General features: G+C 71.1%; 12 protein-coding genes. 5 read left to right on the forward strand and 7 right to left on the reverse strand.

Annotated elements, in window-relative coordinates:
* The 4 genes from NBX02_RS14020 to NBX02_RS14035 all read right to left on the reverse strand — a co-directional run.
* A partial coding sequence (locus tag NBX02_RS14020; RefSeq protein WP_250291676.1) for an ABC transporter transmembrane domain-containing protein occupies positions 1 to 1,933 on the reverse strand: 1,933 nt, incomplete at its 3' end.
* A gap of 587 nt (positions 1,934 to 2,520) precedes the next feature.
* Positions 2,521 to 3,345, reverse strand: a complete 825-nt coding sequence (hisF, locus tag NBX02_RS14025) for an imidazole glycerol phosphate synthase subunit HisF (RefSeq protein WP_250285873.1) — start codon at positions 3,343 to 3,345, stop codon at positions 2,521 to 2,523.
* Positions 3,342 to 4,076 carry a bifunctional 1-(5-phosphoribosyl)-5-((5-phosphoribosylamino)methylideneamino)imidazole-4-carboxamide isomerase/phosphoribosylanthranilate isomerase PriA gene (gene priA, locus NBX02_RS14030; protein ID WP_250285874.1) on the reverse strand — a complete coding sequence of 245 codons (735 nt, stop codon included), beginning with the start codon at positions 4,074 to 4,076 and terminating at the stop codon, positions 3,342 to 3,344. Before priA ends, hisF begins: the two co-directional genes overlap by 4 nt.
* A gap of 126 nt (positions 4,077 to 4,202) precedes the next feature.
* On the reverse strand, positions 4,203 to 4,736 hold the full coding sequence (locus tag NBX02_RS14035) for a YceI family protein (protein WP_250285875.1): 534 nt from the start codon (positions 4,734 to 4,736) through the stop codon (positions 4,203 to 4,205).
* A 448-nt stretch (positions 4,737 to 5,184) separates the two neighbouring features.
* Between NBX02_RS14035 and NBX02_RS14040 the strand changes: the two genes are divergently transcribed.
* From NBX02_RS14040 to NBX02_RS14055, 4 genes are all read left to right on the forward strand, one after another.
* Entirely contained in the window at positions 5,185 to 5,409 is a 225-nt protein-coding gene (locus tag NBX02_RS14040; RefSeq protein ID WP_250285876.1) for a FitA-like ribbon-helix-helix domain-containing protein, read from the forward strand.
* Between the two features lies 1 nt (position 5,410).
* Positions 5,411 to 5,806 (forward strand): type II toxin-antitoxin system VapC family toxin, encoded by a 396-nt coding sequence (locus NBX02_RS14045; RefSeq protein WP_250285877.1) that lies wholly within the window; start codon positions 5,411 to 5,413, stop codon positions 5,804 to 5,806.
* Positions 5,807 to 5,825: 19 nt separating this feature from the next.
* Positions 5,826 to 7,085, forward strand: coding sequence for an MFS transporter (locus NBX02_RS14050; protein ID WP_250285878.1), 1,260 nt, complete (start codon positions 5,826 to 5,828; stop codon positions 7,083 to 7,085).
* A gap of 324 nt (positions 7,086 to 7,409) precedes the next feature.
* A complete protein-coding gene (locus tag NBX02_RS14055) occupies positions 7,410 to 7,814 on the forward strand; it encodes a hypothetical protein (protein ID WP_250291677.1) in 405 nt (134 codons plus the stop codon).
* 150 nt (positions 7,815 to 7,964) lie between these two features.
* On the opposite strand, the gene NBX02_RS14060 is transcribed toward NBX02_RS14055, so the two are convergent.
* Positions 7,965 to 9,212 carry an epoxide hydrolase family protein gene (locus tag NBX02_RS14060; RefSeq protein WP_250291679.1) on the reverse strand — a complete coding sequence of 416 codons (1,248 nt, stop codon included), beginning with the start codon at positions 9,210 to 9,212 and terminating at the stop codon, positions 7,965 to 7,967.
* A gap of 102 nt (positions 9,213 to 9,314) precedes the next feature.
* On the opposite strand from NBX02_RS14060, the gene NBX02_RS14065 reads away from it, so the two are divergent.
* Positions 9,315 to 9,938 (forward strand): CGNR zinc finger domain-containing protein, encoded by a 624-nt coding sequence (locus NBX02_RS14065; RefSeq protein ID WP_250285881.1) that lies wholly within the window; start codon positions 9,315 to 9,317, stop codon positions 9,936 to 9,938.
* Positions 9,939 to 9,957: 19 nt separating this feature from the next.
* On the opposite strand, the gene NBX02_RS14070 is transcribed toward NBX02_RS14065, so the two are convergent.
* Together NBX02_RS14070 and NBX02_RS14075 are read right to left on the reverse strand one after the other, a co-directional pair.
* The gene (locus tag NBX02_RS14070; RefSeq protein ID WP_250291681.1) at positions 9,958 to 11,310 is read right to left on the reverse strand and encodes an ImmA/IrrE family metallo-endopeptidase; all 1,353 of its coding nucleotides are present in this window, start codon (positions 11,308 to 11,310) and stop codon (positions 9,958 to 9,960) included.
* Positions 11,307 to 11,690, reverse strand: a complete 384-nt coding sequence (locus NBX02_RS14075; RefSeq protein WP_250284641.1) for a hypothetical protein — start codon at positions 11,688 to 11,690, stop codon at positions 11,307 to 11,309. The genes NBX02_RS14070 and NBX02_RS14075 overlap by 4 nt, the downstream gene beginning before the upstream one ends.
* Positions 11,691 to 12,429 lie beyond the last annotated feature (739 nt).

Raw genomic sequence — 12,429 nt, forward strand, 5'->3', positions numbered from 1 at the left:
GCGCGCGGGCCAGCGCGATCCGCTGCCGCTGGCCGCCCGAGAGCGTCGTGCCCCGCTCGCCGACCCGCGTGTCCAGCCCGGCGGGCAGCGCGGCGACGAAACCGTCCGCCTGGGCGCGCGCGAGCGCCTCCCAGACCGCCTCGTCGCCCACCTCGGAGCCGAGGGTGACGTTGGCGCGGACGGTGTCGTCGAACAGGAACGCCTGCTGGGGGACGAGGGCGGCCACCGCGGCGGCCTCGTCGCGGGCGAGCTCCGCCAGGTCGGCCCCGTCCACGCGGACCGCCCCGCTGTCGGGGTCGTACAGCCTGACCAGCAGGCCGGCCAGTGTGGACTTGCCCGCACCGGTCCGTCCCACCAGCGCCACCACCCGGCCCGCCGGCACCTCGAAGCTCACCCTGTCCAGCGTCGGACGTTCCAGCGCCGGGCTCTCCGGGGGCGAAACGGCCACCGCGGTGGCCGCCGGCGCCCCACCCTCGGTGAGCGGCCCCACGGACGGCCGTGGGGCCGGCCGTGGGGACGGCCGTGGATAGGTGTAGGAGACGGCGTCCACCGCCAGCGCCACCGGCGCGCGTCCCGGCACGGACTCCGAGCCGAAACGCTGGTCGTCACGGGCCCGCAGCACCGTGCTCACCCGGCGGTGGCCGACGACCGACCGGGGCAGCTCGCCGAACACCCAGCCGATCGCCCGCAGCGGGAACGCCAGCAGCGTGAACAGGTAGGCGACCCGGATCAGCTCCCCGACCGCCAGGTCGCCCGCGGCGATCCGGGCCGTCCCGACCAGCAGGACGACCAGCACGCCGATGTTGGGCAACGCGTCCATCACCGGGTCGAACAGCCCCCGGACCTGCCCGGCGCGCACCATCGCCGCGCGCAGCTCGTCCGCCTTGCGGGCGAACCGGGCCGTCTCGTCGTCCTCCCGGCCCGTTGTCTTGACCACCAGCGCGCCGTCGAAGGACTCGTGCGCGAGCCCGCTGACCTCCGCCCGCAGCTGCTGGGCGCGGGCGAGCAACGGGGAGATCTTCCGGCCATAGACGATGTTGACAGCGCCGAAGGCCGGGAAGACGACGCATCCCACACCGGTGAGCAGCGGATCCGTCACTATCAGCACTGTCAGGGCGACGACCAGCGCGCCCAGCACCCCCACCGCGAACGGCAGCGGGAGGACCGGCGCCCAGCTCGCCTCGACGTCGGCGTTCGCGTTCGACAGCAGCAGGCCGGTCGGATGGCGCTGGTGCCAGGACAGCGGCAGCCGCAGGTACTGCCGGACGACGCGGCGGCGGCAGGCGGCCTGTAGCCGGAAGGCCATCACACCGCCGCCGAGCCGGCGTACGAACATCCCGGCGGCCCGGGCCGCCCCGACCGCGAACAGGACGACCGCGGCCAGCGCGAGGCCGCCGGCGCCGGCCCGGCCGGTCGTGAAGGACGGCAGCACGACCCTGTCGACGACCTCGCCGAGCACCACCGCGCTCGCCACCATCATCAGGCCGAACAGGCCGCTGCCGACGACCGCGACGGCGAACACCCGGGGCTCGTCCCGGATCCCCGTGCCGAGGATGGCCAGCCCCCGGCGGATGACGGCAGGAGAGCCCGCGGAAAGCGGCGCCCCCACCGTCTCCGCATCCGCCGTCTCCGCATCCGCCGTGTTCACGCCCACCGGGCTCACGCCTGCCGTGTCCGCATCCGCCATACGCGCGCCCGCCGGGCTCACGCCTGCCGTGCCAGCGCCCGTGTCCGCTTCCAGCGCGTCCGCCGTGCCCGCCTCCTGGGTGACACCCGTATACGCGAACGCGGGAGCGGCGGGAGCGGATACGGACCGCGCGCAGGCCCTGGTCGCGGGCGCCCTCGCGACTGCCAGCACGTCCGGTTCCGCGGCCGTCAGCGCCTTCGCGTGACCCGGGGCCGCCTGCGCGTGGTTCGGGGCGTGTTCGGGCACGGCTCTCCCCTCTGCCGCTCACCACGGCCGTACTGCTCACCGCCGGCGCTCCGCCGGCTACGCCGGCCAGCCCCGGCCGGTGCCGGCCAGCACCGCCGGGACGCGTTCACGTCGACAACGCTGTACACCGCAACGTCCTCTGACCGGCGTCGCGCTCTCCCGGAACCATCACCCGCCGGAATCATCACCCGACGCAATCATCGCCCGGCGGGTGACGTCCGGTCCATGCGCGCGGCGCACCCGACGGCTCGTATACGACAGCTGACGCACACCATTTCGCATACGATCAGCAACCGTGTGCAATGGTTACCGTGTAGCGGCTGACCCACATCGGAGGCTGACCCACATCGGCATCGTCCACTCACGAGATGTCCGGCAGACGGCCATGAGCTGACGGACGCCCAGCGAACCGGTGTGTTCGGCGAACCGGTGTGTTCGGCGAACCGGTGTGTTCGGCGAACCGGTGTGTTCGGCGGGGCGGTGTGTTCGGCGAACCGGTGTGTTCGGCGAACCGGTGTGTTCGGCGGGGCGGTGTGTTCGGCGGGGCGGTGTGCCCAGGACTGCCGCGCCCAGGCGGGGCGGCGCGTTCAGCGGACCGGTACCGCGGCGGCGCGCAGCGCGTCCTTGACCGCGCCGATACGCAGGTCACCGAAGTGGAAAACGCTCGCGGCGAGCACCGCGTCGGCGCCGGCGGCAACCGCCGGGGCGAAGTCCGCCAGCCGTCCCGCCCCGCCGCTGGCGATGACGGGCACGTCCACGGCCGCGCGCACCGCGGCGATCATCTCCAGGTCGTAGCCGTCCCTGGTCCCGTCGGCGTCCATCGAGTTCAGCAGGATCTCCCCGGCGCCGAGCTCCACCGCCCGCGCCGCCCAGGCGACCGCGTCGATGCCCGTGCCGGTACGGCCGCCGTGGGTCGTCACCTCGAACCGGGGCGTGCCGGGCCCCGCGGGGCCCGCCGGGTCCGAGGAAGCAGCGGAGCCCGGGGAGCCCGGGTAGCCCGCGGCCCTGGTCCGGCGGGCGTCCACCGACAGCACGATGCACTGGCTGCCGAACCGCAGCGCGCACTCGCGGACCAGCTCCGGGCGGGCGACCGCGGCGGTGTTGATGCCGACCTTGTCCGCGCCGGCGCGCAGCAACCGGTCGACATCATCGACCGCGCGTACGCCGCCACCGACCGTCAGCGGGATGAAGACCTGCTCGGCGGTGCGCCGGACCACGTCATAGGTGGTCTCACGGTTCCCGCTGGACGCGGTGATGTCGAGGAAGGTCAGCTCGTCGGCGCCCTCGGCGTCGTAGAGCTTCGCCATCTCCACCGGGTCGCCGGCGTCCCGCAGGCCGGTGAAGTTCACGCCCTTGACCACCCGGCCGGCGTCGACGTCCAGACACGGGATCACCCGGACGGCGACGGTCACCGGACGCGCGCGGGCCCGCCGGCGGCGGCCGCCAGCGCCTCGGGCAGGGTGAACGCCCCCGCGTACAGGGCCTTGCCGACGATGGCGCCCTCGACGCCCGGCACACCCGCGATGGCCACCAGGTCGTCCAGCGCCGACACCCCGCCGCTGGCGACCACCGGCCGGGACGTGGCCGCGGTGACGGTACGCAGCAGGTCGAGGTTGGGCCCGGTGAGGGTGCCGTCCCGGTGGACGTCGGTGACCACGTAGCGGGCGCAGCCGTCGGCGTCCAGCCGGGCGAGGACGTCGAACAGCTCGCCGCCGTCGCGGGTCCAGCCGCGGGCGGACAGGGTGGTGCCGCGGACGTCGAGGCCGACGGCGATCCGGTCGCCGACCCGGTCGATCGCCGCGCGCACCCAGTCGGGGTTCTCCAGCGCGGCCGTGCCGATGTTCACCCGGGCCGCGCCGGTCGCCAGCGCCGCGTCCAGGGAGCCGTCGTCGCGGATCCCGCCGGAGAGCTCCACGGCCACGTCGACCGACCGCACCACCTCGGCGATCAGGTCACGGTTCGAGCCCCGGCCGAAGGCCGCGTCGAGGTCGACGAGATGGATCCACTCGGCGCCGTCGCGCTGCCAGGCCAGCGCGGCCTCGCGGGGGTCGCCGTAGGAGGTCTCGGAACCGGCCCTGCCCTGGACGAGCCGGACGGCACGGCCGTCGGCGACGTCCACGGCAGGCAGAAGGATCAGCGCCACACCGCAACACCCTACGGGTCCCGCGGCCGGCGGGTATCCGGCGGTCCCGCCGGCGCGGGCACCGCCGGCGTATCGGTGGCCGGGCCGCCTCTACCGCCGCATCTACCGCCGCCTCCACGGCCGCATCTACAGCAGGACAGCCACGAGGTCGATGTCGATCGCCTGGTAGCGGGCGGCCGCGCCCCTGCCCTTGCTGACGCCGAACGCGTGCCGGTCGGTCCGCGCGGTGGCCTGGAAGCGCACCTCGCCGTTGGCCGGCTCGGCCACCGTGATGGCCAGCTCCACCGGACGGGAGACCCGCTGCACCGTCAGGGTGCCGGCGAGGGCCCAGGCGCCCGCGGACGCCACGAACCGTTCGGAGACGAAGGTGATGTCCGGGTAGGTCCCGACGTCCAGGAAGCCCGCCTCCCGCAGGTGCTTGTCCCGGGTGCTGTTGGCGGTGTCCAGGCTGGTCGCGTCGATCACGGCACGCACGGTGGACGTCTCCAGCGGGTCGGCGACGACGATCGAGCCCTCCCGGACGGTCAGGGTGCCGACCACCTTGAGCAGGCCGAACAGCCCGCGCGTGGTGAAACGCACCGTGGAGCGGGCCGGATCGACACGGTACGCGCCCGCCCGGGGTGCGGTCACTCCCTGTGAGAACACTGTTCGTTCTGTCATGTTCTTCCTCCTTGACCGAGCTGGGCTCTGTGCCGGGCGGCGCCGGAGCGGCACGATCACCGGTGGCGTGGCAACACCGGCGATCGCCACGAACCGTTCCTGTCTGGTCCTACCTGTCTGGTCCTACCTGGGTCCGAAACGGCCTACTGGCACTCACCGAGAAATGACACCTGTCGAAAAATGCCAGAAACATGATGACAGCCCCAGCCCCAGCACTCGTCACTGGGAGTAGCGTTCTGCGAGCCGAACGGCACGCCTCCTCACCGGCACGATAAGCGACCGCCACCCCATCCGAAAGCTCCGGACACCCACCGTGCCCACAGCCCACCGCTGCCGCGGCCGCGCCCGCGACCGCCCCAGGGTCGGCGGCAACCACCGTTCGCGATCATCGCCTCTCCACGGCACGGACGGCTTGCGCGGTTGATCTGAGGACATGCATTATGCATGCATGACGACTGTCGTGGTTCGCGACCTTCCTGACGACATCCATCACAGGCTGCAGGAACGAGCCCGCGACGCGGGCCAGTCGCTGCAGCAGTATCTGACGATCCAGCTCACCCGGCTGGCAACGATCCCCAGCCTGGACGAGGTGATCAATCGGATCACGACCAGGGCAGGCGGCCGAGTCGGCTTCCAACAGGCGGTCGCCGATCTCGACGCGGAGCGCCACTAAATTGATCGTCCTGGACGCCTCAGTCCTCGCCAACGCCGTCGGCGACGACACCAAGGACGGCGATCATGCCCGCGACATCCTCCGCGGCGCCGGCGACATCGCCGTCCCAGACCTGGCCGACGTCGAGACGGCATCGGTGCTCCGACGCCGGTGGCAGGCAGGTGACATCGACGCAGCCCGTTTCTCCGCCGCTCTCGACGATCTGATGGCCCTGCCGCTGACTCGTTACCCGGCCCGTCCGCTACTCCGGCGGGTATTCGAGCTCCGAGGCAATGTCACGCCTTATGACGCCTGCTACGTGGCACTCGCCGAAAGCCTCGACTGCCCGCTCTACACGGCCGATACCCGCCTCGCGAAGGCACCCGGCCCGACGTGCCACATAGAGCTCGTCAACTGACTGTGGTCATCTGGACGCTGTGAACCCGCTCCGTTCCCTTTCCGTGCGCAACTTCCGGCTCTTCGCCGCCGGCCAGCTCCTGTCGGTCGCGGGGACCTGGATGATGGTCGTCGCCCAGGACTGGCTGGTACTCGGCCTGACCCACGACTCCGCGAGCGCGCTCGGTGTCGTGACCGCGCTGCAGTTCACCCCGTCGCTGCTGCTGACACTGATCGGCGGCCGGCTCGCCGACCGGTACGACAAGCGGCTGCTGCTCACCGTCGCCAACCTCGCCTCCGGGACGCTGGCGCTCGGGCTCGCGGCGCTGGTGCTCACCGACAGCGTCGCGCTGTGGCACATCCAGCTGTTCGCGCTGGCGCTGGGCGTGGTGAACGCCGTCGAGATGCCGGCCCGGCTGGCGTTCGTCAGCGAGATGGTCGGCCCCGAGCTGCTGCCGAACGCGTCGGCGCTGAGCGCCGCGTACTTCAACGTCGCCCGGGTGACCGGGCCGGCGCTCGCCGGCGTGCTGATCGCCGCGTTCGGCACCGGCCCGGTGATGGTGGTCAACGCGGTGAGCTACCTGGCCACCGTGGTGGGCCTGCGCATGATGCGCCCCGCGGAGCTGCACCGGGTCACCCGGCCGGCCACCGGCACGCGGATCGTGGACGGGCTGCGCTACCTCGCGTCCCGGCAGGATCTGACGCTGCCGCTCGCGCTGGCCGCCGCCGTCGGCCTGTGCGCGATGAACTTCCAGCTCACGCTGCCGCTGCTGGCCAGGACGGTGTTCCATGCCGACGCGGCGTCGTTCGGGCTGCTCACCACCGCGTTCGCCGCCGGTTCGCTGCTCTCGGCGCTGGCGACGACCGGACGGCGCGGCCGGCCGGCGGCCGGGCTGGTGACCGGCGGCGCGTTCGGCCTCGGCCTGGTGATGACGCTGACCGGCTGGGCCCCGACGTTCGCGACCGCCGCGGTAGGCCTGTTCGCCACCGGCTTCGGGGCGATCTTCTTCGCCCAGGCCGCGAACCACCGCATCCAGCTGGGCAGCGACCCGGCCTTCCGGGGGCGGGTGATGTCCGTCTACACGACCATCATGATCGGATCGACCCCGCTCGGCTCCCTGTGGGTCGGCTTCCTCTCGGAACGGCTCAACGCCCGCGCCGGGCTGTGGCTCGGCGGCATCACGACAATGATCGCCGCCGCCACCGTCCACACCATCACCCAGCGCGCCCAGGCCCGCCAGGCACCCGAAGCGCTCCAGACAGCCGAAACCCTCCAGAGCACCCAGCCTGCCCCCCGCTGACAGACCATTGCGTCCCACCCCCACCAGCACACCCGTTCACACCCACGCCCCCAACGCCGCTGACCCCCGACATCCACGCGTAGGGACACCATATCGACGAAAACCACCCACGACCGCAGCCGGCATCCACCACTCGTAGGTAGAAAGCGCTGCCCCGACAACGTTTTCCACCTACGGGTACGGAAGCCGTCGGTGGAAAACGTTGTCGAGATAACGTTTTCCACCTACACCTCGGCCAACACCCTCAGTACGACAGCAGGCGGACACCTGCGGGCAGTGCGGACACGGCACCGCCGCCATCGGTCCGGACGGTACGGTGTCACCGTGCGTGTTCACCCGACATGCGGCCGCCGGCCACTCCCCCCGGGAATCGCGCCGGCCTGGGGCAGCACCGAACACCTGGACCTGCACTGGGGCAACGTCACCATCCCCAACCTGACGATCCTCGACTGGGAACACTGGGGCACCGGCGTGGCCGGCTCCGGCGCCGCACGCCTGTACTGCACCGCCCTGGCCGCCCCCGAAACCGCCGAACAGCTCCACGCCACGTTCGCGGACATCCTCGGCAGCCCGTCGGGACGCTACGCGCTGCTGGTCGCCGCCGCCGACATCCTGGTCAACGTCGCCTGCTACGAGGACACCGTCAACCTCTGCCCCGCCCTCCACCAGCTCACCAGAAAAATCCTGAACCAGCCGGAGAGACCCGGTGAACCGATCATGAAGAGCTGACCCGGTGAGAACCGTGGAGAGGGGAGTGTCACGTTTTTCTTACGCTCCTGCCTGGGGTTCTTACGCTCCCGCCTGGGAAACGGGAAACGCACCGTTCACCCGAACGGTGGCGCGCCCCGGCCCGGCCCGGCTCGTCGACGCATGCGCGGATCACGTCGTCGTGCTGGCGCGTTCCGCCTGCCGGACGAACCCGGCCAGGTCGGCCGTGAAGATCTCAGGGACCTCGAGGGCCGGGAAGTGCCCACCGCGCGGCGGTTCGGTGAATCGCACCAGGTTGCGCGAACGCGCGACGAAGCTCGCCGGCGGGGTCACGACCCGCGGGTCGGGGAAGGCCGCGAACGCGGAGGGCACCTCGATGACGCGGCCGGGCGGAAGCGTGATCGGGCCGGCGAGGAACTCCGAGTAGGCCACCAACGAGCTGGCGACGCTGCCCGAGGCAAGATAGATCATCATCTCGGTGATGATGTCGTCCGCGGTCAGCGCCGGTCCGCCGCCGGCGGCGTTGGCGTTGGCGTTGGGGTCGCTCCACAGGTGAAACTTCTCCAGCGCCCATGCGGCGAAGCCGGCCGGGCTGTCCGCCAGGGCCGGTGCCAGCGTGAGCGGCGCCGTCACCTGCAGAAGAAGGTATGCGCCCAGGGGGCCGGTGTTCAGGTCATGCTCCCGCCGGACGAACGCGGCCTCGTCGGCCGACGGATCCTCGACGCCGGTCAGGCCGCTTCCCAGGGGCGCCCCGTCGTGACGGACGCCGAGGAGGGTGGTGTGCAGCCCGGCGCAGTGGTCCGGATGGTCGAAGGCCATCCACTCGGCGATCGGCGCACCCTGATCCCCGCCGTGGACGTAGTACCTGGACTCCCCGAGAACCTCGGTAAGCAGCCTGTGGAAGAGGTGCCCGGCCGACCGCGCGCCGAGCGGGGCCGGCGCGAGCGAGGAGAAGCCGTATCCGGGTAGTGACGGGACGACGACGGTCAGCCCGTCCCTCGGATCGCCGCCGGCGGTCTCCGGGTGCGCGAGCCCGCGGATGACCGCGCGGAACGTCGCGAACGAGGTGGGCCATCCATGCAGCAGCAGCACCGTCGAGGGAGCGGTTCCGGAGCCGGGCTCCCGCAGGACGTGCAGCTTGACGCCGTCAACGGTGGCGATGAACTGCTCGAAGGTGTTGAGCTCTCGCTCGTGCCGGCGCCAGTCGTAGCCGGTGAGCCAGTACCGCGTGAGTGCGTCAAGCGCCGCCGGGTCGGTACCGGACTGCCAACCGGGCCGTCTCGACAGGGCCGCCGGGTCGAATTCGGCGAGACGCTGTCGGATCCGCTCCAGCACGTCGTCCGGTGTGCTGATCCGGAACGGCGTCACCCTCCCGGCCGGCCCGCCTGATCTCCGTCCTGCCTGCTCTCCTGTACGCATCCGGGCCCCTTCTAGTCGTAGATCTTCAGGCCGCAGCCCTTACCAACACCATCTATATCATTTAATGGTGTCGCTCCTGATAGGTGGTTCACTGGTGAGGACATGGACCCCTTGGACGCCTGGTCGTCGCACTACGGTGCGCCGCTGTCGCTGCGTGCACTGGGGGCGTTCCTCAACTCCGTGGACGAGCGGATCTTCGGCGCCCACCGGCCGCGCGAGCAGCTCACGGATCCCGAGGCGCTGAGCCGCTGGCTCACGGCTCACGGCCTGGCGCCGGAAGGGGCGTTCGCGGGCGAGACCGAGTTCGCGGACGCGCTGCGCCTGCGCACGGCGCTTCGCGAGGCGGCCGCGGCCAACCGGCGGACTACGCAACCGCCTCCGGAGAGCGTCGATCTGGGCGACGTGGCCGACCGCCTCGCGCTGCGGATCCGGGTGGGCCCCGGCGGTGTCGAACTCGAACCCGCCGGAGGCGGCGAGGCCGCTCAGGCAGTGGCGCGTCTCGCGGCCGCCGCGGTCCTCGCAACGGCGGACGGCACCTGGCAGCGAGTGAAGATGTGCGCGGCGCCGGACTGCCGAGTCGTCTTCTACGACGAATCGAAGCCCCGGACCGGGCGCTGGTGCGCGACCGCCGTCTGCGGTAACCGGGCCAAGACCCGACGCTACCGGCAGCGCGTCGGACCGTCCCGCCCGGCGACGCCCACCGACACCCCGCCCCCACCGGGCTGAAATGAATATTATTAGCTTTTCAGATGTCCTCAAGCTGGTTGTCGACCTGATGTCTTACGGTCAGTGGTGAAACGCCGAAATGGCTCGCTATGACGTCGAGGGCGGCGTCCTCGTCGTGCGTCCCGAGAGTCGCCAGTGCACGGCGTATTCCCTCGGCCGGGGCAAGCAGCTCGGCCGCGAAGGCGCCCGCGACCCGGTCGTCGCCGACATGGGTGGAGGCCAGGAGGAAGGTTCGCTGATATGGCCGGAAAATCGCACGGCCGAGTGCCTTCGCGCGGCGGAACGACTGATAGTGGCTACCAGGCCCCGCCGTGCTCGCGAACGTCGGTGAATCGCTCAGCGCGAGCCCGCACCGGTCGTCCCGGACAGCGGCAAAGCCCTGTAGGCCGCCCGCGGGGCCCTGAAGTGTCCGTGCGCCCACCCAGGCGGATATGTCGAAGGGCACGGTCGCCCCGGTGCCCAGCGCCTGCCGCACCGCGCGTGCCATGTCGAAGCCGACATGCCATGACTGTCGAAGGCCGGCGCCGTCCCGCACGGCGCCCGCGGCGAGCTCACCCGCCACCGCCGCACGAAGAGGATCCAACGGCATCGCGGCGTCGGCTGACGCGTGGCGAGCCGCTTCGGACGCTTTCGGGAGCCACGCAGCGGCTATGTCAAGGGTGTCGAGGTCCGCGCTGTCCAGGAAGTCGTCCCGAAGCTCGTCCGGGATGGCCGGCACAATGGCCAGCAGTTTCGCCGTGGTCTCCTCGTCGACCGCATACGGGTCGAGGCCCAGCCTGGCCGCCGCCAGGAAGAAATCCCGCTCCTCTTCGTCCGCGTTTCCTATTTCCGCCCATTCCGTGGAAAGCGGCGTCTTCCCGACGTCCGACTCCGCGAGCCGGTCAAGGACGCGTTGGACGATGCCGGCCAACGTCTTTCTGGCTTCGTCGGAGCGCACCAGCGCTCGTCCGCGTGACGCGAACCGCAACGCCCCCGGCACCCGGTCCTCGTCGGCGGCCCAGACAATCCGGGTGATCGCCCCTTCGGGTACCGCTGTCAGGTCGGGCCAGGCCATCCCGTCTCCGGCGCCCCGCAGGTTGTGCTGGCGCAGCCAGGGATACCGGCGCAGGTTGGACCACGTCCAGTGCGTGGGCCTGATGGCGGAGGGACGAATGTGCCCCGTCAGCAGCCACCAGTTGGTGGCGATCCATTCCGCCAGCGGATAAAGACTGCCATAGACCGACCGCCGGAAGGTGCCACCGGCCTCCTCCACCTGCGTCACACATCTGCCGTCCACCCACAGCTCGTACCTCGCCCAGGTGGCGGCCAGTTCGGGAGCACGCACGCCGGGTGCGTCAAGCCACTCGATCCGCAACTCGACCCCGACACTCACGGAAGCCACCCCGGAGCTTCCGCGGGAAGGATCGGGTATCCCTTGTACTCGCCAGACCCCGAGTTACACAGACGCGCCTCGTAGACGCGTTCACCGACCCGCGTCCATACGTAACGCGGGAAATCACCCTCGACGTGTGCGCTGACGTTGCCAGCGCGCACCGCGTCGTACAGCCATTTGGCGACATCGTCGAGCACCAGGTCACGTGGACACGCCGACGCGTCACTTCGCAGCTTCCCCGGCCCGGCGCTGGTCAGGTAGTCCTTGTGCTCGGGGCTCGGGGTGTAGGAAACCCGCGCGGCCAGGGCAGCCAGATACCCCGGATCGGCGGCTATCAGCTTGGTTGAGCTGCGTGGCCGTCGGCGACGGGGCGCCCGCATCGCGACCCCCTACATCGTGTCCGGCTCGGCATGGCTACAAGATGAGGGTACCGGCGACCGTCGACCCGGACATGCCGCATCTGTGTCTTCGGAGTGGCCCGTGACCCGCTGCCGTCCGCCCGTGCCAGCGCCGCAGCCCCCGCAGGTCCGGCCCTGTGGGCGAATCGGCCAGGCAGGGGGCTGGCTCGTGGAGCGCCGAGCCGGAACATACGCCCGGTACTCCCGGACAGGAGGTGGTGTCGGTGGCCAGGTCACAGGCGTGCCATCCGGTCGGCCGGGAGGGGCGGGGCCAGGGGCGCAGCCCCAGGGAGACCCTACGGGCCCGCCGGCACCGCGCTCGGCCGGCCGAGCAGCACACGATGCGGCTTCCTGTCAAACCGCACAACCTTGATCGTCGCCCAGGACCTCCGACACGCCGCGGATCGGGGGAGGTTCCGGAAAACATCGGCACCTCCCTGACCCGCACAAACGTTATCGATCATGAATTTTTGCCCAGTTATCCACCTCCCGGAGGTTCTGGAACGATCTTGCATCGTCGCAGGTCAGCGGGGGTGAAAACTGTGACGGGGTCCCCGCGCAGGCAAAATCCGAGTCGAACTGCGACAAGCCACTCGTCAGGTGCGGCTGCCAATGCCGCAGGCTCCCACGTGGGCAAAAACCGAGCCGGACGGGTGCTCCTTTCGTCTTGAAGCCCCAGGATGTTGTCTCCGCGTGGGCAAAAAAGGAATCGGACTGCAGC

The organism is Protofrankia sp. CiP1_Cm_nod1, from assembly GCF_920888515.1.
In the GTDB taxonomy this organism is placed as follows: domain Bacteria; phylum Actinomycetota; class Actinomycetes; order Frankiales; family Frankiaceae; genus Protofrankia.